19 protein-coding genes are annotated in these 22,313 nt (G+C 46.6%); 10 read left to right on the top strand and 9 right to left on the bottom strand.

Annotated elements, in window-relative coordinates:
* The first annotated feature begins 66 nt into the window (after nucleotides 1-66).
* From ACVA6Q_RS21110 to ACVA6Q_RS21135, 6 genes are all read left to right on the top strand, one after another.
* A complete protein-coding gene (locus ACVA6Q_RS21110) occupies nucleotides 67-795 on the top strand; it encodes an acyltransferase (protein WP_446648853.1) in 729 nt (242 codons plus the stop codon).
* Nucleotides 796-807: 12 nt separating this feature from the next.
* Nucleotides 808-1,929: a glycosyltransferase gene (locus ACVA6Q_RS21115; protein ID WP_353498364.1), complete on the top strand. Its 1,122-nt coding sequence runs from the start codon at nucleotides 808-810 to the stop codon at nucleotides 1,927-1,929.
* The gene (locus ACVA6Q_RS21120; protein ID WP_446648854.1) at nucleotides 1,926-3,350 is read left to right on the top strand and encodes a GumC family protein; all 1,425 of its coding nucleotides are present in this window, start codon (nucleotides 1,926-1,928) and stop codon (nucleotides 3,348-3,350) included. The genes ACVA6Q_RS21115 and ACVA6Q_RS21120 overlap by 4 nt, the downstream gene beginning before the upstream one ends.
* A 173-nt stretch (nucleotides 3,351-3,523) precedes the next feature.
* A complete protein-coding gene (locus ACVA6Q_RS21125) occupies nucleotides 3,524-4,648 on the top strand; it encodes a glycosyltransferase (RefSeq protein ID WP_446648855.1) in 1,125 nt (374 codons plus the stop codon).
* A gap of 30 nt (nucleotides 4,649-4,678) precedes the next feature.
* Entirely contained in the window at nucleotides 4,679-5,884 is a 1,206-nt protein-coding gene (locus ACVA6Q_RS21130) for a glycosyltransferase family 2 protein (protein WP_446648856.1), read from the top strand.
* Nucleotides 5,871-6,512, top strand: coding sequence for a sugar transferase (locus ACVA6Q_RS21135; protein WP_353498360.1), 642 nt, complete (start codon nucleotides 5,871-5,873; stop codon nucleotides 6,510-6,512). Before ACVA6Q_RS21130 ends, ACVA6Q_RS21135 begins: the two co-directional genes overlap by 14 nt.
* A gap of 35 nt (nucleotides 6,513-6,547) precedes the next feature.
* Here ACVA6Q_RS21135 and arnF read toward each other — a convergent pair whose 3' ends face one another.
* The 7 genes from arnF to ACVA6Q_RS21170 all read right to left on the bottom strand — a co-directional run bounded on the left by arnF (nucleotide 6,548) and on the right by ACVA6Q_RS21170 (nucleotide 14,282).
* Nucleotides 6,548-6,973, bottom strand: a complete 426-nt coding sequence (arnF, locus tag ACVA6Q_RS21140; RefSeq protein ID WP_353498359.1) for a 4-amino-4-deoxy-L-arabinose-phosphoundecaprenol flippase subunit ArnF — start codon at nucleotides 6,971-6,973, stop codon at nucleotides 6,548-6,550.
* Nucleotides 6,973-7,320: a 4-amino-4-deoxy-L-arabinose-phospho-UDP flippase gene (locus tag ACVA6Q_RS21145; protein ID WP_353498358.1), complete on the bottom strand. Its 348-nt coding sequence runs from the start codon at nucleotides 7,318-7,320 to the stop codon at nucleotides 6,973-6,975. Before ACVA6Q_RS21145 ends, arnF begins: the two co-directional genes overlap by 1 nt.
* The gene (arnT, locus tag ACVA6Q_RS21150; protein WP_446648857.1) at nucleotides 7,320-8,972 is read right to left on the bottom strand and encodes a lipid IV(A) 4-amino-4-deoxy-L-arabinosyltransferase; all 1,653 of its coding nucleotides are present in this window, start codon (nucleotides 8,970-8,972) and stop codon (nucleotides 7,320-7,322) included. The genes ACVA6Q_RS21145 and arnT overlap by 1 nt, the downstream gene beginning before the upstream one ends.
* A 226-nt stretch (nucleotides 8,973-9,198) precedes the next feature.
* The gene (gene arnD, locus ACVA6Q_RS21155; RefSeq protein ID WP_353498356.1) at nucleotides 9,199-10,113 is read right to left on the bottom strand and encodes a 4-deoxy-4-formamido-L-arabinose-phosphoundecaprenol deformylase; all 915 of its coding nucleotides are present in this window, start codon (nucleotides 10,111-10,113) and stop codon (nucleotides 9,199-9,201) included.
* Nucleotides 10,113-12,095, bottom strand: a complete 1,983-nt coding sequence (gene arnA / locus ACVA6Q_RS21160; protein ID WP_418641581.1) for a bifunctional UDP-4-amino-4-deoxy-L-arabinose formyltransferase/UDP-glucuronic acid oxidase ArnA — start codon at nucleotides 12,093-12,095, stop codon at nucleotides 10,113-10,115. Before arnA ends, arnD begins: the two co-directional genes overlap by 1 nt.
* Nucleotides 12,096-12,119: 24 nt before the next feature.
* Entirely contained in the window at nucleotides 12,120-13,118 is a 999-nt protein-coding gene (gene arnC / locus ACVA6Q_RS21165) for an undecaprenyl-phosphate 4-deoxy-4-formamido-L-arabinose transferase (RefSeq protein WP_353498354.1), read from the bottom strand.
* A gap of 3 nt (nucleotides 13,119-13,121) precedes the next feature.
* Nucleotides 13,122-14,282 carry an aminotransferase class I/II-fold pyridoxal phosphate-dependent enzyme gene (locus tag ACVA6Q_RS21170; protein ID WP_446648858.1) on the bottom strand — a complete coding sequence of 387 codons (1,161 nt, stop codon included), beginning with the start codon at nucleotides 14,280-14,282 and terminating at the stop codon, nucleotides 13,122-13,124.
* A 446-nt stretch (nucleotides 14,283-14,728) separates the two neighbouring features.
* On the opposite strand from ACVA6Q_RS21170, the gene ACVA6Q_RS21175 reads away from it, so the two are divergent.
* Nucleotides 14,729-15,652: a pyridoxal-phosphate dependent enzyme gene (locus ACVA6Q_RS21175; RefSeq protein WP_446648859.1), complete on the top strand. Its 924-nt coding sequence runs from the start codon at nucleotides 14,729-14,731 to the stop codon at nucleotides 15,650-15,652.
* A gap of 85 nt (nucleotides 15,653-15,737) precedes the next feature.
* On the opposite strand, the gene ACVA6Q_RS21180 is transcribed toward ACVA6Q_RS21175, so the two are convergent.
* A complete protein-coding gene (locus ACVA6Q_RS21180) occupies nucleotides 15,738-16,517 on the bottom strand; it encodes a tetratricopeptide repeat protein (protein ID WP_446648860.1) in 780 nt (259 codons plus the stop codon).
* Nucleotides 16,518-16,818: 301 nt separating this feature from the next.
* Here ACVA6Q_RS21180 and ACVA6Q_RS21185 point away from each other — a divergent pair, with 301 nt between their 5' ends.
* The 3 genes from ACVA6Q_RS21185 (at nucleotide 16,819) to ACVA6Q_RS21195 (ending at nucleotide 19,756) form a co-directional block, all read left to right on the top strand.
* Nucleotides 16,819-17,256 carry a dCMP deaminase family protein gene (locus tag ACVA6Q_RS21185; RefSeq protein ID WP_353498350.1) on the top strand — a complete coding sequence of 146 codons (438 nt, stop codon included), beginning with the start codon at nucleotides 16,819-16,821 and terminating at the stop codon, nucleotides 17,254-17,256.
* A 120-nt stretch (nucleotides 17,257-17,376) separates the two neighbouring features.
* Nucleotides 17,377-18,729 carry a DUF4397 domain-containing protein gene (locus ACVA6Q_RS21190; RefSeq protein ID WP_446648861.1) on the top strand — a complete coding sequence of 451 codons (1,353 nt, stop codon included), beginning with the start codon at nucleotides 17,377-17,379 and terminating at the stop codon, nucleotides 18,727-18,729.
* Nucleotides 18,730-18,874: 145 nt separating this feature from the next.
* Complete coding sequence (locus tag ACVA6Q_RS21195; protein WP_353498348.1) at nucleotides 18,875-19,756, top strand: TonB-dependent receptor; 882 nt, start codon at nucleotides 18,875-18,877, stop codon at nucleotides 19,754-19,756.
* Nucleotides 19,757-19,779: 23 nt separating this feature from the next.
* Here ACVA6Q_RS21195 and ACVA6Q_RS21200 read toward each other — a convergent pair whose 3' ends face one another.
* Nucleotides 19,780-22,191, bottom strand: a complete 2,412-nt coding sequence (locus ACVA6Q_RS21200; protein WP_446648862.1) for an MMPL family transporter — start codon at nucleotides 22,189-22,191, stop codon at nucleotides 19,780-19,782.
* Nucleotides 22,192-22,313: the final 122 nt, after the last annotated feature.

Raw genomic sequence — 22,313 nt, forward strand, 5'->3', positions numbered from 1 at the left:
GAACAAAGGACACAGTTGGAAATGACTACATCTCGCTAGTTCATGGAAAGTACAAGGAACATGATTATGGCTACAGCAACTTCATTTGATTTCAAAACTTGGCTTCGCAGCCACCCAAATCCTAAAATGCGTCGCCTGTTTACCATGTTGAAACGAGCGCGCGCAGCAGGGATCCCAACCCCAAGTGTTTACAACAAAGTCATGTACCGTCTCATCACGATGTTAAAAGGCGGCTTCGATACGATAACTCGCCTTTTTATTTACACGCCAGCATTTAAAGGACGCCTTGCTAGCTGCGGTCATTCACTCTATCTCTACAGCGGTCTTCCTTTGGTGACCGGCCCACTAAAAATTGAGCTTGGCAATGAGTGCCGTGTATCCGGTCACACCACATTGAGTGGCCGCACCACCCCTCATCCAGACCCATCAGTCATTCCAACCCTCAAAGTTGGCAGTAATGTCGATATCGGCTGGCAAGTGTCCATTGCCGTAGCAGGAAAAGTGGAAATTCAAGACAACGTGCGTATTGCTGGCCGTTGTCAGCTGTTTGGCTATTCAGGGCACCCTTTAAATGCCGAGCAGCGTGCTTTGGGAGCTCCAGATGAAGACCATAGGCTGGGTGACATTGTTTTAGAACAAGATGTATGGCTAGCAACAGGGGTCACCGTTCAGCCTGGCGTGACGATTGGTAGAGGGACTATCGTCGCTGCGGGGAGCGTGGTAACTCACGATTTACCGGCTAATGTGATCGCCGCTGGCTCACCGGCCAAAGCAGTCAAAAAAATCACCCAATAAGAGGATAGAGCAATGCGAGATCTGATTGTTTTCGGTGAAGATTACGGAGCGCTACCTTCCAGTACGCAACATTTGATAAAGCGCTTAGCGAGCAAAAGAAAAGTATTATGGGTCAATTCGATTGGCCTTAGGCAGCCGCGCTTAACGACAAATGATATGAAACGCGCACTTGGCAAAGTACTTGGTAAGGGTAAAGCTAGCCAGTTTCAGCCCACGCGCTTAAATAAGCCCGCTAGCATGACTATCGCTAATATTCACACCTTGCCAGCACCGCGAGCGGCTTGGAGCCGTAAGCTAGCAGCAAAAGCGATGGCGCACCAACTCAAGCCGATGATCGATGAGCTGCAGCTTAACGATCCTATTGTTTGGACATCACTACCCACCGCATCCGATGTATGTGCGCTCCTTGGCCAGCGTTCAATTGTTTATTACTGCGGTGATGACTTTGGCGCTCTGGCCGGCGTGGATCACGAAACCGTTCTCGAACATGAAAACGGACTAGTCGAACAGGCAGATTTAGTGATCACCGCCAGCGAAAAGCTATGCACAAAGTTCCCGAGCCATAAAACCCGTTTACTCAGCCATGGCGTAGATAGCGAACAGTTTTCTAAACCAGCCCAGCGCGCGCTAGATTTACCCAATAGAGGCAGACCGATTGCAGGGTTTTACGGCAGTCTATCAAATTGGCTCGACTATGAACTGCTCAACCAAACCATTGCTGCTTTGCCAGAGTGGGACTTCGTCTTTATCGGCCAAATTGAGCTTAGTAAGCTGCCTATTGCCGCAGCAGATAACGTGTTTTATCTCGGAGCAAAGCCTCATCATGAGCTGCCAAGCTACAGTCAGCATTGGACCGTTAGCCTGCTGCCATTTGTACTCAATGAGCAAATCAAGGCGTGCAATCCGTTAAAACTAAAAGAGTACCTAGCGGCAAGAAGGCCTGTAGTCAGTACCGACTTTCCTGCTCTTACAGGCTACCGCGAACACGTGAATGTGGTTAACAATGTCGAAGACATGGTGGTTACACTAAATCGAATCGCCAACGAGAGTTACTCCCTACCCAAAGGGTTAGTCGACTGCGACAGCTGGGACAATAGAGCAAGCACACTCGAGCTGTATTTGGAGGCACTATGAGCGAGCTTAAAATACGTCTATTGGTAATGCTTACGGCGGCTTGGCGTCGCCGTTACGCGATTGTCATCCCTATTCTAGTGATGCCTATCATTGCTTATGCAATTGGCGCGATGACGCCACCTAAATACAAATCCCACACCAGCATGTTGATTCAAGAAACTGCGAAAATGAACCCTTTTCTTGAAGATATTGCGGTATCTACCATGCTCAAAGAACGTCTATCGGCACTAAAAACCCTGCTCAACAGTCGTCATGTGTTGCTCTCGGTCGCAAGCGACTTGAATCTTATTAACGACGCCATGAGTCCCTACGAGCAAGATCAAATCATTGCTAATATCTCGTCCAACTTAACGGTCAACCAGCTGGGTAAAGACTTTATCAAAATTGAGCACTCTGCCTCTTCACCCGATGGCATGAAAGCTTTGCTTGAGTCAGTTAGTGTGCATTTTATTGAAGAGCTGCTTGCCCCTGAGCGGTCATCTATACGCGATTCGAGCGAATTCCTAACCATTCATATTGAGAAGCGCAAACAAGCCTTAGAAAAGGCGGAGCAAGCATTGGCGGAGTATTATAATGCGCACTCAGCTGCCACGCCTGAGATGCAAAGTGAGAATTTAAGCCGCCTGGCTAAACTCAAACAAAAGCTTGCAGAGAAACAGGCTGAGCTTGCGGGTATTGAGAAAAGTCTCGGAACCTTAGATCAGCAGCTTTCAAAAACCAATCCAATCGTTGGCCGTTTAGAAGAACAAATCATTGAAATACGTAGCGAATTGACTCTGCTCAAAGCCAAGTACACCGCCTCTCATAGCGCCGTACAGGCCAAGATCCGTGAATTGCAAAGGCTAGAGCAAGAGCGCTCTATATTGCTAAGCAGTGAACAAACTGGATTAGACTCCGACCAACTATGGGACATTGCCAGCGCTGTAGGTACCGGCAGTAGCCGCGAGTTTCAACCCTTGTTGATTACCCAGCTTCAAAACCTTCAAATGGTGCGCGGACGATACGAGTCGTTGAAACAAGAGACCTCAAGCCTAGAGTCGATGATTGCCGAACTTACCGAAAATGCGAAAAACTATGGTAGCAACGCCAAGCAGCTGCTGCGCCTGCAACGTGACGTCACGCTAAAGCGCGAACTGTATGATGAACTGGTCGAGCGCTACGAAATGGCTGAGCTTACCGGCTCATTGGGTATATTCGAGCAGAATAAACGCGTAAAAGTGATTGACCTACCCTACACACCCAGCAGCTCCACCAATTTGCCAGCTATCGTTTTCGCAATATTAGGGGTTATTGCAGGGATCGCACTTGGGATTGGCACCGCGATCTTCCTCGAGCTATTTGATACGACCATTCGCCGTCGCCAGCAACTCGAAGACGCCAAGCTGTCGGTCATCACAGCTATTCCCAAAATCAGTTTCTAGTTTTGCTAAATTGCATGTCATTTCGAGAAATGACATGCAGCCTTCCATAACCCTATGTTTTAGCTGTTATTAAATTCTTGGCACACTAAGTGCAATTCTTCTAGCAATCAGCGCTGCCATCGTTAATTTGCAACACAACGAGAACGGCGAATTATACAAGTAAGGAGACGAGAATGATGGCAACTCAGCACAATCAATCCACAAGGATTCAAGGCAAAAAAGCAACACTGACCACAGTGCATATTGTTCAACATTTAGCACCAGGCGGCCTTGAAACCATGGTCATTGAGCTCCTAAAACAAACCCCCGCTCACGAGCGCTGCTACATCATTAGCTTGGAAGGTACCCAGCAACAAGCGATTCCACACTGGCCTATATTGAGACATTTCCAGTCGCAGTTAGTGTTCTTAGACAAAGCAGAAGGCCTTCAGCTATCACTCATCAAACAGCTTAGCTCCGAGCTCAAAAGTCTAAATGCCGATGTAGTTCACACTCATCATATAGGCCCACTTCTTTACGGTGGCATCGCCGCGAGAATGGCGCGCATCACAACTTGTATTCATACTGAACACGACATGTGGCACCTGCAAAACACCAAACGTCGCCACGTTGAAACGATAGCGTTAAAATTAGTGAACCCTATATTAGTTGCAGACGCGGACGAAGTTAGCAAACAGTTGAATGAGCTGTTTCCATTTACAGAGTCAAAGGTGATTAAAAATGGAATCGACTGCAATCGCTTTGTTCCTGCTAACCAAGCTGCCGCGAGACGCATTCTAGGGCTACCAGCAAACACTCTACTTATTGGTACTGCTGGCCGATTGGTTCCGGTTAAGTCCCACACTACGCTCATTAAAGCAGTATCACGACTACCTGAGAACACGCACTTAGCGATTGCCGGCGCCGGGCCTTTAGAGCAAGAGTTAAAGCAGCTTTGCGAGTATCTAAACATCAGCCATCGCGTTCACTTCTTGGGATTAGTGAGCGATATGCCAAGTTTTTATCAGTCACTGGACTTGTTCTGCTTACCATCAAGCTGTGAAGGATTTCCACTGTCTCCACTTGAAGCTCAGGCGTGCAATATCCCTGTTGTGGTAACCGATGTCGGTGCAGCGCGAGAAACTTTGTGTCCTCTTTCCGGTCTCACGACGAAATCGAAACGCGTCTTTTCACTATTGGCCACACTCGAGAAAGCCATTGCGACTCGCCACTTATTTACACCGAGAGATTTTGTGGTCGAGCACAACGATGTTCGCACCATGAGCCAAGCTTACCGCGCACTGGCGGTTAAGGCTTAACTGATGACTGACGCTACTCAAGGAATAGATATGCAAACACTACTTATCAGCTTATTTTGGACGAGTGCTTTTTTTATTGTCTACCACCATGCTATATACCCTTTGTTACTGAAATGGTGGGCATCACGTCATCCGCTACCTAAAGCAAAGCGGGGGCCGCTTTATAAAGTAGACAAAAATGCGGCGTTACCATCGATCACTATCGTCATCCCTGCTTACAACGAGGATAAATGGATAGCCGATAAGATCCGCAACTGCGCAGTACTCGATTATCCGCGCGATAAACTAGAAGTCATCATTATCAACGACGGCAGCACTGACAACACCATCACTGTTGCGGAAGAAACCATTCAAGAGGCCATCTGCTGCGATACTCTATTTAGAATCATCGACAATACGGATAACCAAGGAAAGGTGTTCCAACTTAATCAACAGTTGTCAGCGATTGAAACTGACATCACATGTATCTCCGATGTGTCGGCACTGATTTCAATCGATGCTCTAAAGCTCGCCGCCCATCATTTTCAGGACAGCAGTGTTGGTGTGGTTAACTCGACTTATCAGCTACTAGAGCAAGATGAGCGCAGTGAGTCCCTTTACTGGCGCTACCAGAATCAGGTGAAATACAGCGAGTCTACTCTGGGCTCTACGATTGGTGCTCATGGTGCGCTCTACTTCATTAGAGCAAACTTATTTGAAGCACTGCCATACAACACCATCAATGATGATTTCATTATTCCGATGAACATCGTTCGTCGTGGCTATCGTGCTGTGTACGAGCCGCATATGAACGCCATTGAGATGGAAAGTAGTAGCACTAGCCAAGACTTTAAACGTCGATTACGAATCTCTGCTGGTAACATGCAGCAAATTATCGCCTTACTGCCACTGTTTGCACCGCACCACAAGGGCACGGCACTCACCTTCTTTTCTGGAAAAGGACTAAGAGTGCTAACCCCTTACTTGATGATCATCTGCCTGATTACCTCAGCCATATTGGCACCGAGCAGTGCACTATTTACCAGCTTTCTATTACTACAAGTGGCGCTCTATGGCTCAGTAGCCATCAGCGTACTTATCCCAAAACTACAGTCCGTTAAGCTAGTACGTGCATTTACGTACCTAGTCGTTGGACACACTGCAAACTTAATTGGTGGTCTTCGCTATCTGATCGGCTTAGAGAACGGTGCATGGAAACGTCTACCACAACAGGAGAGTGAACATGAAAAAGGTTAATATGGAAAAAACTCTGATTCGTACCTCAAAGCGTATCTTTGACTTGGTCGGCGCGAGTGTAGGCATGCTCATTCTCGGTATCTGCTTTATCCCAGTTGCATTAGCGATCAAGCTGACGTCAAAAGGTCCAATTTTTTATCAGCAGCTTCGCGTTGGTAAATGGAGCCCAACAAAAATGGACTTTATCCACGTGCTGAAGTTCAGAACCATGTACATCGATGCAGAATCACGGACAGGGGCGACTTGGGCAACAGAAAACGACCCTCGTATTACACCCGTTGGCCGCTTCTTGCGTAAAACGCGTCTCGATGAACTGCCACAGTTTATTAACGTACTTCGTGGAGATATGTCGCTCATTGGTCCACGTCCAGAGCGCCCGGACTTCTATCAAAGACTAGAAAACGATATTCCATTCTTTGTTGAACGCACTTATGACGTACTCCCAGGCATCACCGGACTTGCTCAAGTTAACCAAGGTTATGACACATGCATTGAGGATGTGCGCAGCAAAGTGGGATTCGACCACAGTTATGCGCTGTCCCTATCATCGTATAAATCGTGGCTAATGACGGATGTGCATATTGTGTTTAAGACGCTGAAAATCATGGTTGATGGACGCGGTCGTTAACACGTAACCTCAGACCAATATCTAAAAAATCCAGCTCAAGAGCTGGATTTTTTTGCAGTAAAGATGAGAATGAGGCCAAGGAGAATACAGCCGATGCCAGAAAGCTTCACCCAGCTAAATGGCTCATCAAGCCAAGGAAGTGTAACCGCTAAAGCGTAAACTATGACATAGCTAAGACTGAGCAACGGGTAAGCAACACCAAGTGGTAAGTGCTTCAATGCCATAACCCAGCATCCCATAGACAGCGCGTAACAACCAAGACCGAAAGCGACGCAAAGTAACGCAGGCCAAAACTCAGCCACAACCGTTATCACATCGATTGCCATCAGAGCTGGTTGTAGAGTTGACCACCCTGCGGACAATCCACCCATTCCCCATTTCATTGCTAGTTGTGCGACCGAAATAAGCAGCACACTAACCAGCGCAATAGGAAGCCCAGTTTTGAGATCTTTCAATACCATCAGTGCGCGCCCCCAATGATACCGATACCAATCATGATCATCATGACACCAAGCCACTGTCTTGGCACAATCACTTCACCAAAAGCAAATTTAGACACCAATAACATGATGACAAAGTTGACACTGAGCAGAGGGTAAGCGACTGACACGTCCCACTGGCTCAACACGCCAAGCCAAGTAATCGCACTGGTACCCAAAAAGCCGATGCCCAAGATCATTGGAAAACTAAATAGCTTACCCATCATCGTCAGCTGTGGGTTCTCTTCAAAGTACATAGCTGCTCGCTTTTGCCAATATTGACTGAGCGAGCTAGCCAGAACGGAAATGATGTACAGCAGTACCGTCATTACTCAGCCGGTACTTTATTGAAGATCAGAGCATGGTAGCGACCACGATCAACGTGATCATCTGCGACAGGGAAGTCAGCTGGCAATGCAGGCAAGTTCCTAAAGTGAAGTAGCACTGGTGCCGTCTTTTGCTTCTCTTTAATAAAGTCACCAAGATCTGCAAATGGTACCCAACGATGATTCGCATCATCGTAAGCCAAACCATAATCAACTTCACCCATACCTTTCGTTAGGTAGACATCGGTGCGCTTTAGATACCAGTTCAGTGCAGACATGGTATCTGGATAATCAGCAATCAGCACCATTTCATCGGTAACTTTCGGTGCTAACTCTTCCATAAAGCGACCTGGCATTTTTGAGTCAATGGTCGTGTTTGGTACCACGGTTGAGAACAACGCAAACAGCGCCAATGGAGAGAGCATATAAGCTGCAAACTTGTGCTCAAATGCCTTAGCTTTAGCGGCATAAAATGCACACGCTGCCCAGAAACCTAGAATAAACAGAGCAATCCATGGACGGTACGACTCGCTCTCATCTAGTGGCAGTTTACCCATAAAGAACATAACCATCAGAGCGATCGCCACAATCGCGAAGAACGCACCATTAACTAGCGAGCCAATCGTTAAGCCTTTCGCTTTCTTGCTATACGCTTTAAGAATGCCGTGCGTCAGCAGAATCGCAAGAGGTGCCATACACGGCAGAATATAGGTTGCTAACTTACCACTCGCGTAAGAGAACAGCAGAAATGGCATCAACGCCCACAAAATTGAGTAACGGATCAGTGGCTTGCTAAGCTCGCCTTTCAACTGAACTGTGGCTGATGGCGCCCAAAATACCCAAGGAAGCGTACCCAAGAATAAGAAAGGAACGTAATACCAAATCGGTGCTGCGTGTTGTGCGTCTTCTGCAGAGAAGCGGTGAATGTGCTCTTCCCAGAAGAAGTAATTCCAGTAGTCAGGTTCGGCAGCATGTACTGCAAGTGACCAAGGCAGGCAGGTAATAAATGCCACTAGCATCACCCACCAGCCCCAACGAAGGATCTCAAGGAACTGCTTTTGCAAAATCATATATGGCACAACCACAATCACGGGTAGTGCGAGTGCAAGGAAACCCTTGGTAAGAACGGCACAACCACAGAAGAAACCTGCGAGGCCATAGTGCAGCCAACGCTGCTTGGTACTCGTTGCTTCTGTCGCAAAATAGAACGACGCGTAACAAGCCGTTAGCCAAAATGCGAGCATACCATCGAGCACGCTGTAGGTACCAATTGCGGCAACCATAAACATGCTCAAGAACACGCCTGCAGTTAACCAACCTTGACGACGATCTGCCATACGGCTTACCAGCGACACTAGGAATAGAGCACCACCTAAGGTTGCCAATGCTGACGCAATACGCACTGCGAAATTGGTATCACCAAACACAACTTGAGCAATAGCATTGAACCAGTAGCCCATGATCGGCTTTTCAAAATAGCGCAAGTCGTTGAAGGTAGGAACAATCCAGTTTCCTGACGCGACCATCTCACGAGAGATCTCACCATAACGCAGTTCATCCGGAGACCACAGTGGACGTAAGTCGAGCGGTAATATGTAAAGCGCGATAAAAAACAGCGGTACCCAGACCGCCCAGTTAATTCGTGATTGTTGCATTCTTCATCCAATTGAATAAAAGCCCATGAAGTCATGGGCTCTGATTGATGGCACTTAATAATGTTGTTGTGTTGTTTATTTACGCGCTGTTTACCCCTCCCAGCCTCCCCTTATTAAGGGGAGGAGCAAAAGCTACAGGCTTTGCCTGTCCGGTTCTCCCCCTTGATAAGGGGGAGTTAGAGGGGGTAAAAACAGCGCACAAGAAACTAAACCCAACGCGCCGTAACTAAAGCCCCATGCGCTCAACAAAAGACGCTTGGTGCGTTAGCCACCCTTCTCGCCCTTCCATCTCGATGTTTTTTATCGAATCTTTTGGAAGTGGCATCTCTGCTTCTTGAAGCAGATCTATCATGGGCACGAATTCTATATTCTGTTGCTTAGCTCTGACAATCAATTCTTCAAACATGTCAGCGCAAACTATCCCTTCGACTTCCGCATGAATGGTGTAAACATTTAGAGCATCACGCTTGATGAGCTTAAGAATAGCGTCGTTATAGTTGCTATTGTCGACGCCATCTTGGCCGACTAACTCATCATAAGTAGGAAGTGTAACAGGAATTTGCGGCGCCATACCCTCACCTGGAGAGAAGATAGAATCACCACGACAGTCACTGTTATATTGGAAAGGAAATGCGTTTTTTTCGACCAAAGTTTGATCTGTACAGCGCCAACCGGCAACCGCACTGCAAGGCAGGTCACGACCAGTGATTGCCTTTAGTATATCGTAGCCCTTGGTGATCTCACTGCGCAGCTGCTCTGCTGACATAGTGTCAGTTTTCATCTGCCATTTGTGGTGATCCCAAGCATGTAGGCCAATCTCGTGACCCGCAGTATCGGTCGCTTCAATGATGTGACGGAGCTTCTTACCAATGACAGGTCCTGGCCAAATAGTGCCACGGATCAGGATGTCGTAGCCGTATAAGCTCGCAGCTTTTGAGCGAAGCATCTTCTTCAAAAATGCAGGACGCAAAAGGCGCCATATATGGCGCCCCATGTTATCAGGTCCAACAGTAAAGAAGAATGAAGCCTTCACTCCGTGCTTCTCGAATATTTCGAGTAGCTTAGGTACACCAAGTTTGGTGCCTCTAAAAGTGTCTACATCGATACGAAGACCGACTTTAGTGACTTCATTCTGTTCCATTACTTCTCTTCTGCTACTGCACCTTTAAGGAAGAAATCTAGCGTCTCTTCGATTGTGTCGTTCATGTGAACTTTTGGTTCCCAATCAAGCAGCTTCTTCGCGTTTGCGATGCTTGGTTTACGGTGTTGAACGTCTTGGTAGCCGTCACCGTAGAACGCTTTGCTTTCTACTAGGTTGTAGCCAGCAAATGGAGGGAATTGATCACGCAGTGGGTGGTTCTCAAACTTCTCAACCAATGTCTCAGCAAGCTCTTTGATGCTCGCTTCGTTTTCTGGTGCACCGATGTTGATGATTTGACCGTCACACAGACCTTCTTTGTTCTCGATGATGCGGAATAGCGCTTCAATCGCTTCAGAGATGTCAGTGAAGCAGCGCTTCTGTTCACCACCGTCGATCAGTTTGATCGGCGTACCTTCAACTAGGTTTAGGATAAGCTGAGTGATCGCACGGCTAGAACCGATACGTGCAGAGTTCAAGCTATCTAGACGTGGGCCCATCCAGTTAAACGGACGGAATAGTGTGAACTTAAGGCCATCTTTCTTACCGTAAGCCCAGATAACACGGTCAAGTAGCTGTTTAGATACTGAGTAGATCCAACGCTGACGGTTGATAGGACCAACGATCAGTGGTGATGTATCTTCGTTGAACTCAGGATCCGTCGACATGCCGTACACTTCTGACGTCGATGGGAAGATGATGCGCTTGTTGTATTTCACACACGCACGAACGATCTTCAGGTTCTCTTCGAAGTCGAGTTCGAATACGCGAAGCGGGTTACGCGTGTATTCGATTGGTGTTGCGATAGCCACTAGTGGAAGAATAATGTCACACTTCTTAACGTGGTATTCGATCCATTCGTTGTGAATAGTGATATCACCTTCAACGAAGTGGAAATCTGGGTGGCTTAGGTGCTCTTCGATTTGGTTCGAATTCATGTCCATTGCATAAACTTCGTAACCACCGTCGTCTAGTAGACGCTTAGTTAGGTGAGTACCGATGAAGCCGTTTGCACCAAGGATAAGTACCTTTTGACGCTTCTTAGCGTTAATAAGAGCACTTGCTTGAGGACCAAAGCGCATGCCTTCAACAAGGTGAAGCTCAGCAGCTAGCTGCTCGCCACCTAGGTAAAGACCGTTTTCCGCTTCACCAGACTTAACAATCAATGAACCTTGAGCACAAGCGATAGTCAGTGGTGATGTAGCTACGATAGTACCTGGAGTCACGTCGTAAGTTTTGTCGCTTGCTTCTGCGTTCCAGATAATAAGCTTACGCTCACCTAGGAAAGTGAATGCACCTGGGAATGGTTCAGTCACAGCTCGTACTAGGTTAAATACGGTGCGAGAATCGTTTGACCACTTAATCTCACCGTCAGCTGGAGTGCGACGACCAAAGTAAGTTGCTTTGCTTTCGTCTTGAGCGGTTGCTTTGAAAGACCCATCAACGATTGTTGGTAGTACTTTGCTTAGCAGGTCGCTAGATGCAACGTTCATGCGCTTATGAAGCGTTTCAGCAGTATCTTCGTCAGTGATCGCGATCTTCTCTTGACCTACGATATCACCAGCGTCCGCTTTCTGAACCATTTTGTGTAGCGTTACACCTGTCTCTGTCTCACCGTTTACTAGTGCCCAGTTGATTGGAGCACGGCCGCGATAAGTAGGAAGCAGAGAACCGTGTAGGTTAAAGCCACCTTTTGGTGCAATATCCAGCACTTCTTGGCTGATCATGTTGCGATAGTAGAATGAGAACAATGCATCTGGCTTCATTGCACGGATCTTTTCAACCCATAGTGGGTGGTTCACATCTTCTGGTGCGTAAACTGGAATACCGTTTTTGGCTGCAAGTTTTGCTACAGATTCAAAAAATACATTCTCGTTGCTGTCATCAACATGGGTGAATACCGCTTCGATTTCTACACCTGCTTCAAGCAAGCTACGAACACCAGTACAACCGATATTGTGGTAGGCAAACACGACTACTTTCATGGAATATTCCTCTGGATATAAATCTTATTCTTTATTCTTTAATTCATCAGTTTCACGCGCTTGCTTAGTGGCTTCACCCACCAGCACGTCTTGCACGTAGAAACGAGGGCGCGCTCTAACATCAGAGTATATGCGGCCAATGTACTCACCGAGTAAACCAAGACCGATAAACTGCGCACCCACAAACACAAATAGGATAGCAAATAACGTAAACAGACCATCGCCTGCCCACTCAGAACCAAACATAATGCGCATCAGCATCAAGATAATGCCAAATGCGATACCCGCCGCAGCGATACCACCACCAACAATGCTTAGCAAACGCAATGGCGCGGTTGTCATACTGGTAATCAAGTCAAACATTAGGCTAATAAGCTTCATAAAGCTATATTTTGACTCGCCATCTGCACGCTCATCGTGGTGAACGTCGATTTCTGTCGTGTGACGAGAAAAGCCGTTTGCTAGAACTGGAATGAAGGTGCTGCGTTCATGACACTCAAGCATCGCATCAACAACATGACGACGGTATGCACGAAGCATACAGCCATAGTCATTCATCTCAACGCCAGTAGAGCGTTTCACCAACTTGTTGATAAGCTTCGATGGGTAACGACGAAGCGCGCTGTCTTGACGGTTTTTACGTACCGTACCGACAGAATCAAAACCTTCTTCAGCCTTAGCAACTAGGTTTGGGATCTCTTCTGGTGGGTTTTGAAGATCTGCGTCGAGAGTAATAATCAAATCACCACGAACCTGCTCGAAACCCGCCATGATCGCGTTGTGCTGACCATAGTTGCGGTTAAGGATAACGCCAACAACGTGGCTCCCCTCTTGTTCCGATGCTTGCTCAATGATTTCTGCGCTGCGGTCACGACTGCCGTCATCGACTAGGATCAGCTCATAGTCTTTACCTAGGCTATCACTGGCTTTCGTTGTGCGTTCTATCAGTTCTTGTAGACAGTTTTCTTCGTTGTATACCGGTATAACGATAGACACGAAGTTAATGGCTTCAGTGTGTTTCATGGTTTATCCAATTATCTCTGACACGGCGCTCACTACACGCTCTACATCATCCTGAGTCATATCAGGGAAAAGCGGCAACGAGCAGATTTGATTACTGTTACGTTCGGTATTATGAAGATTTGGGTTAATGTCCCCAAACAGCTCCGCGTAATTCTCGCGGTAGTATTTTTGAGTATGGCAAGCTTTAAAGTGAATTCCGGCACCAATGCCTTTCTCTTTTAATGCTGCAATAAGATCGTCACGAGTCAAACCAGCAACCGCAGGATCCACTCTAACAATCATTAGGTGCCAGCAGTGCTTGTGATCGTGGGAAGCCAAACCAAGAGGGGTAACACCTTTGATTGACTCAAGCTTACCGCGGTAAGAGAGTGCAAGCTCGGTGCGTTTGGCGGTGATTTCAGCGATACGGTCCATCTGACCAAGGGCAAGCACGGCACAGATGTCTGGCATGTTGTACTTAAAACCAGGTTCAACCACTTCGGCTTGCGGTGCACGACCTTGTGTTTCGCGGTCAAAGGCATCTACGCCTAAACCATGGAATTTAAGGCGGCGTACTTTATCAGCCAACTCAGCATCGTGAGTAGTAAAAATGCCGCCTTCTGCTGTCGTCACATTCTTAATAGCATGCGTTGAGAACAAGCAAGAACCGCGGTGACCAATTGGCTGCCCTTTATATTCCGTGCCGAGTGCGTGCGCTGCATCTTCAATCACTGGAATATTGTACTTCTCACCAAGAGCATAAATAGGGTCAAGATCCAGCGCAGCACCTGCATAGTGAACAGGAATGATCAGCTTCGTCTTATCAGTAATAAGTGGCTCGATCTTCGCTGCGTCTGTCATTAAGGTATCAGCATCCACATCAACAAAGACAGGTTTGGCACCTACCAAAGTAATCATGTTGACCGTTGAAACCCAAGTTAGTGAAGGCGTGATAACCTCATCGCCTGGTCCAATACCCATAGCAAGAAGAACAAGATGCATGCCTGCCGTCGCACTACTTAGCGCTACGCTGTGTGGTGCGCCGGTATGCTGAGAGATCTTGGTTTCTAATTCTGCGTTTTTAGGACCGGTGGTGATCCAACCTGAACGAAGGACATCCACAACAGACTGAATGTCTTGCTCGTCGACAGCAGGTCGACATAATGGAAGAAAGGACTGGCTCATTTTTTAAACTCACAGTTAGTTCGTGACGCTGTGCACGAAAATTTGACACTAAAGTTTACTAGGGCGTTCAAAGAATTAAAAGGCTTGATATCGACTTACCACACAAAACATTGACATTCTGTACATATAGTCGACAACCATTAGCAAAACAAATCGTTGTTCACCCATTTTCATTAGCAAAATAGCGCTAATTACGCGTTTCGTCCAAGAAAGCCCCACAACTGAACGTTTGCCCCGCAATTTTTCACTAAAAAGCCGGCAAAATGGCGCAAAGTCAAGTTTGTGTCAATTTAGCGAGCAGACAAGCTATCCCTATACTGGCTATTCTGGCACAGCAACTGGTTTAACTATGTAACGATTTGTCGTCTCTTCGTTTGTAACTATCAACATCAAAGAGTACACTTCGCTGCCCATATACTGCCCAGTGTCACATAAAGGTAGCGCTCATGAAACTCAATGACAGCCCAGTCACCGAACACCACTTTCAGGGGCATCATTTTTTCCTCAAAAGAGATGATTTGCTTCACGGACACTTTAATGGCAACAAAGCTCGAAAATTTATGGCTACGCTTGAGCAGCCACTGAAAGGAAAAACTCGACTCATTGGTTGGGGTTCCGCTCAAGCAAACTCGCTCACGTCGCTCGCTGCCTTAGCCAAAATAAAAGGGCTCAAACTGACCTATTATGTGGCTCATAAACCAGCTTGGTTGGACGAAAAACCAATGGGAAATTATCGCACCGCCTTAGAGCTGGGTGCTGAAGTGATTTCGCTTCGAGACATGTTTGGTGAAAAGGCGCCACATCCTTCTGCGTTTATCGCGCAGCAGCATGAAAATGACCCAGAGTGCTTAATCATTCCCGAAGGGGGGCATTTTCAAGATGCTAAGCTAGGAATCAGCAAACTCGCCGATGAGATTTTGTCTTGGTCAAGATTTGAAAAGGGTCGTAACATCAAAGTTGCGCTGCCATCTGGAACGGGCACCACTGCACTCTACCTTAGCCAGCAGTTAAAACCACAAGGTATAGAGGTGCTAACCTGTCCTTGCGTATCGGGAAAAGACTATCTACTGTCCCAGTTTCTAGAACTTGGCGAGACTGAGTACTACCCGACAATACTCGGGCTGCCATCTAAACATCACTTTGGAAAACTATACCAAGAAGACTATGAACTTTGGCAAGCATTGCAGGAAGAGACACATATCGAGTTCGATCTACTTTATGACCCAATGATGTGGCGCTGTTTACTTCCTTGGCTAGAAGAGAATATCGACACCACCATCCTCTATATCCACCAAGGAGGCCTGCTTGGCAATGAAACCATGTTAGCTCGCTATCGACGCAAATACGGCGACCATCAAGCCGGCTGGTAAATCATCTTTCGACTACTCAGTCATAAAACCACTCAACTGAAAGTAAAAAGGAAGCACTTGGCTTCCTTTCTTAATTGTTTGGCGACTATTGATGAGAGGAGTGCTCTGCTAAGTACTTTGTCGCTTTTTGCTGCGCAACCGCAAGTTCAGCTTCACTCAGCTTTTGGGCTAAATCATCACGAAGTTTTTCAGCAGTCTTATAGCCATTTGTTGAAGCGACCGATGCCCAAGCATAGGCTTCAACATTATCAAGCCCTACTCCTTCACCAAGTGAGTATTTATAGGCGAGGTTTCGTTGTCCATAAGCGTAGCCATTTTCAGCCGAACGGCGATACCATTTTACCGCTTCCTCATCGTTCTTCTCAATGCCGAGCCCTTTTGCGTACATCACACCTAGGCTGTTTTGAGCAACATCAAAACCCTTCTCTGCCGCTAAGCGATAGTACTCGACTGCTTTTTCATTACTTTTGGGAACACCACGTCCCCATTTGTACATACCAGCCAAGTAGTACTGCGCTGTTACGCTGCCTTTTTGCGACGCTTTTTCGAACCAAGTTGCTGCTTCTTTCGCATCATAAGGAACACCGTGACCGTTATCGTACATCATGCCAAGCTTGTACATCGCCGTCTCGCTTTTTTGCGCTGCGGCCTTTCGGTACCATTCAACCGCAGTGATGTCGTCTTCTTCTACGCCATTGCCGGTCGCATAGCGGTCGCCCAACTCGATCTGAGCAAACAGGTCGCCGCGCTTGGCTTCCGTTATCACTTCTTGGTTGCTTCGCTTTGACCAATCCTGAACAAACGCAAAGCTGCTTGCACTAAAACACAGACCACATAGTGAAACCGCTAACAGTGTTTTTCGCATTATCTTTTCCCATCCTTAAAGAATTCGTCAAATTCTGCCATATGATTATTAATGATCTCAGCAAATTATTGATAATTGTCGTTACTCTGACACAGAATCCCGACCAGATCACAAAATCTCTCCCTAAAGGTTACATTATAGACAGCACAATATGTCTCTATTGATTGTAAATCTTAGTAACACGAACACCGCATCTAAAACTGTAATCGTTTACAAATAGCACTCGTTTTCATTGTCGTTATTTTGTAGACTTAAACGCAATAACAACACGACCAAGCACACAACAAACACTGGAGTAATTATGGCGTCTAAATGGGCAAAACGATTTATTCAAATGGCTGAATTAGTTGGCTCATGGAGTAAAGATCCATCAACACAAGTAGGCGCAGTCATTACCAAGCAAAACCGTATCGTTTCTGTTGGCTTTAATGGCTATCCACATGGTATTTCCGATAGTGCTGAAGTGGACGAGCGAGAGACTAAATACCTGAAGACATTGCACGCTGAAGAAAATGCGATTCTATTTGCAAAGCGAGATCTTGGCGGTTGTGAGATTTGGGTAACACATTTTCCGTGCCCAAATTGTGCCGCAAAAATCATTCAAACAGGCATTTCTGTTGTCCACTGCCCTGCGCAAACTGACGATTTTCTATCACGTTGGGGCGAAAAAATTTCACTAAGCCAAGATATGTTCGATCAAGCTGGAGTAACCGTGGACTGGTTACCAATAGAAGATTAGCATTAGCTCATTTATGAAACTGCATGCTTTACCAATAGTTTATTTTACCATCAACTTTGAACTTATTTGATTTTGGTGCCGTAAGCCTCTTTGCGAATAACATGAGCATAGAGGCTTACCATGAATATTATAAAAACATCCGTTATCGCAGCCGCAGCAATCACCATCGTCGGCTGTGGCAGCGATTCCGATCACCCTTCTAACCCAACCACTCAAGTTCGCGTGACACACGCCAGCGCTGATGCACCACTGGTAAACATCAAAGCGAATGGCGCTATTTTGAGTGGGTTAACAGACGTAGACTACCAGCAGGGTAGCGGATTGATAACTGTCGACTCAGGTACGTATGACCTGTCAGTCGAGGCTATCGGCACCGACGGTAGCGCTAGCGAAGTGCTTCCCGTACCTGGCGTAAACTTTGCTCCTGACATGCAGTATGATGTTTTTGCTCTCAACAAAACATCGGCACTGCAGGGAGTTATATTGGCACGTTCTGGAATCAAACCTGATAGTAATTCAGTCCGCATTGATGTTTTACATGCACACCCTGACGTTGGTGCGGTTGATATTCACCTGACCACAGATGCCAGTATCAGTACTGCTACAGTTGGCGTTTCGGGTTTAGCATTTGCGATAGATTCGGCCGACCTACCGATTACAGTCCCAGCCAGCACCTATCGAATACGCATAACTCCGACCGGCCAAAGTACTGATGCAGACGTCGTATTCGACAGTGGTGAAATAGATTTACCCGGCGGCACTGATTTGATGGTCACCGCTGTACCCAACGTAGTGAACAGTGCTATGGGTGACTCACCTGTGAATCTGTTAGTCGCAGACGGAAGTTCTGTCACAGTACTCAGAGACACTGATGAAAAAGCCATTGTGCGTGCCGGCCATGCCATTGAAGACGCGCCACCTGTAGATATTCTAGCAAATGGCGCAGCCGTTGCCGGACTGACCAATCTGACGTATGAGAACGTTGCTGGGACAGCGATTGCACCTGGAACGGTCGATGTTGCCGTTGCACCTACTGGTACAACTTCACCACAAGTCATCACCGTCCCGGGCGCCACCTTCTCCGCAGGTTCGGAAACTACCATTTTCGCCGTGGGACGTTTAAATGACAGCTCTCAAGAAGCTTTAATTATTGAAGACGACCTTCGCGGCATTGCAACCTATGCGAAAATTCGAGTAGTGCATGCCAACCCGACTGCAGCGGCAGCGCTCGTGGACATCCATGCGGTTGCTGACGGCGGTGCATTTTCAGCGGATACAGCAGTCCTTAAAGGCGTATCATTTAAAGATACTGCCGTTCTCAAAGTCGCGGCAGGAACTTATGATTTAGCGGTGGCAGAGGCAGGTACAACCAACATACTGCTTACCAACACAAACGTTCCGACGCTAGCCAACGGTAATGTTGTTACGGCGTTCGCCACAGAAGATTCTATTGCGTTGAACATCGATAAATAACAGACGCCCTATGGTCAAAAGGTCGTGGTTTTAACCACGACCTTTTTTATGGTTAAAACTTCTTTCCATCAAGACTTTGCTCATCTACAATCCGCCAACCTATAATCTTGATGTATATCTTCAATTCATTTAAGTAGATACCCCTATGACATTTAATGCCAAATTTTCCCTAAAAGCGCTCTCATTGGCGGCGCTGTTGCTACCTAGCCTAGCTTCAGCGATAGAGCTACCACTATTCAAGAAAGAAGCTGAAGAGCGAGGCTACACCCTGCCTGAAGCTTTTGGGTTAAGTCTTGGTTATATGAATGTGTCTCAAGGTATCAATGTCAACTCGATTGCTCTTACCGGTTTACCTTCCCAAGTACAGAATTTGGAAATAGGCACACAAGGAGGTTATCAAGAATCCGAAGTTCTGACATTGAAAGCAGACGTTTGGGTTCTGCCGTTTCTGAATTTCTACGCAATTGGCGGTAAACTCAATGGTTATTCAGAAACGACTATCACCTCCGTTAAAGGTGAGCTCGACCTCTTGCCTCCTCTGCCTGCTATCCCGATTGAAGTCGATAATTTGAACGAACCGTTTCGATTGGATCTTGACGGTTATACCTATGGTATAGGTACTGTGATTGCAGGTGGGTACGAAAGCTTTTTCGCGCTTGTAGATGCAAGTTACACGAAAACCAGTCTCACCGTAATTGATGGTGAAATTGACTCGATAGTTGTGTCACCGCGAATCGGATGGGATTTCTCCCGAAACAGTGATTGGCCAATTAGAGCTTGGGTAGGTGCGCAGTACCAAAACATAGAACAAACCCTAACAGGTAATGTCAAAGACTTACCGCTAGGCTCTATCGGTGCCTTGCCTATGTTAGATGACGCGAAGTTCACTGTGACGCAAAGCCTCGCCAACAACTGGAATAGTCTAGTCGGCGCGCAATATGAGTTCACCCCAAACTGGGTATTAATAAGTGAGCTTGGCTTCGGTCAACGTAAGAGCTTCTTCGTCACCCTAGATGCTCGTTTCTAACCCTTAAAGAGTTATCAAGCCCATTATTCAATGGGCTTTTTCTTTGTCACTTCTAGCAATAGTGGCAATAGCGTTAAACTAAACACCAAAATACAGCTCAATGCGATAGTAAGTACCAACCCGATGGAATGCATCCCTTGGTGATCAGCAACGATCAAAGCACCAAATGTTGCTAGCGTGGTTAAACAACTTACTAGTGACGCCTTCGGTGTCGAGGTTTTAAAGAATGCCGCCAAACTTCTCACCGCACGAAAACGCTTCACGATGTGTATGCCATTATCCACACCCAGACCAAAGATCAGCGGGATCACTATGATGTTGGCCATGTTCATCGATAACCTGAGCCAGTGCATCAACCCTAAAGTCGATAGTGACGCCAACGTCAGTGGAATAAAGATAAGTAACACATCTCGTTTTTTCTCAACCGACCAAATGAGAATCAGTGCAATCCCAAACACCGACATCATGATTGCCGCTTGAAACGCACTCACAATAATGCTGCCCACTTCTTTTTCAGCAACAGCTCTGCCTGTTGCATTCGGTGCAATTTGCTTAGACTCGGTAATAAACTTATCCAAAGCATCGACATTAGTCATATCTTCACTTGGAGAGATCACCACTAGCCATTCACCCTGCTGACTGATATAGCGCTCACTCAAATCGGTTGGCAGCGACTCAATAGTCACGGGTTCAAACTGCGTCAGTGTATTCAAGCTAGTTGATAGACCAGCAAATAGAAGCTCCGAGACAGAAGCGCTATCTATCGTATCAGGTAAGCGCTCGCTATCCTGCCAACGTTGAGTTTTCGCCATCTCCACAAATTCTGAATAGCTCATTGGCGTCGCTATGTCTGGCTGCGTGAACAACGCTTGCAGCTGCTCGGTTCTCTTCTCAAGATCTTTAGGCAAAAAATCACTCACTACCCTAACCGAAGCCACCGAAGGTTGCTGTATCAAACTAGCCTGCCACTGCTCAGCTTGCTGCTGGTTTTTAGCAATGGCAAACAGCTGATAGCTTGAGCCAAGTCCCTCTTGTTGCAATTGATTTAGAGCCAACACAGACTCTGACTGAGGGTTTTTCAAAACCAACGTTGAGAAATCAAACTTAAACTGTGTCGCGCCGTATCCCATGACGACCGTCAATACTATCGCTAAGCTAAACACCGTGCCTTTAAAGCGCATCAGTTGCTCTCCGAACCAAGCGAAACGGTGCGTATCTCGTTGATGACGAACTTTCGGATAGCCAAACAAGGTAAAGAACAGTGGGATAATGATAAAGGTTGCAGCAAGGCCAAGCACCATACCAAGAGCAGACACGACACCTAACTCACCAAGCCCTGTATAAGCGGTTGGATAGAAGCTTAAAAAGCCCAGTGCCGAAGAAAGTGCACACAGTGACAAAGGTCGAACCGAATGAGAAATTGCATCGCGCATCGCTAACGAGTCATTCTCTCCTTTTAACCTAAGCTCTTGAATATGAAGACATAAGTGAATGGAAAAATCGACTGCAAGGCCAATAAACATCACCATAAATACAATAGAGATCGTGTTGTAGTGCCCAATAACAGCCAGACCTGCCGCAAATGTCCAAGCTAGACCAACTAATACCGTCAAGTAACATGCGACTATCACTCGAAGTGAGCGGATACCAATCGCCAAAATCAAAATAAGACCGACTAATGAAGCACTACCGGCTATAGCGATGCTGTTGTTGGCATCAGCAATTTCATCAAAATCGAGTGCCGCCTGACCGGTAACTTTAATGTCGACGTTTGATGGTAAATCCGCCGCTATAATGCTCTGGTGAATTGCCTCCATAATAGCGCGATTCGGTTCCGTCGCTGATGCGTCTGGTTCTGCAACTAACGTGATGGCATACGCCGTGGGCTTTGTCAGATTTTTCTGAGCCAGTTTTGCCCAGTCAACTGATTGGTTGTTTATTGCCTCTAAAATCGGTGTTAATTTCGGTTGTTCGCTTTGGGCAAGTTCGGCCAAATAAAGATCAAGACTGCCTGATTGAGCAGCAAGTGCAGCAGGCTTAATCGCGTCGCGAGTAAAGGCTTCGATACGTTCAAACTCGTCTTGAGTCACAAACCCTAACGGGTGCTCTTCAAACCAAGCCAGCAATTGCGGTGCAAAGATCTCTTTAAATATCTTTTGGTTCCGCAGTTGTTTTTCTATTGAGACGACGTGCTCTTTTAGGTCTGAACCATCGGTAATAGTGACCAATACAGTGACATTACCGGATTCGGGAAACGTGTCGTTTAAATAGTTAAGATCGTCAACCCAAGCTCCATTTTGTTCTACTAATGAAGATAAATCGGCATTCATCCTAAAATGCTGCTGCCCATACCAGATAGCTACACTGGTAATGAGAGTGACAAAAAGAAGGACAAGCTTAGGAAAACGCTGAATAAGAGAAAATAGACGGTTCACGAGATTGACGTTAGATACAGAACAATAGAGTAATCATAACCTAATTCTGGGGCAACTATAGTTAGATTCCTGTTAGCGAGACACAAAAAAGGGGCATTTAGCCCCTTAATTACAAAGCTTGA

The sequence above is a fragment of the Vibrio sp. DNB22_10_4 genome, assembly GCF_052879755.1.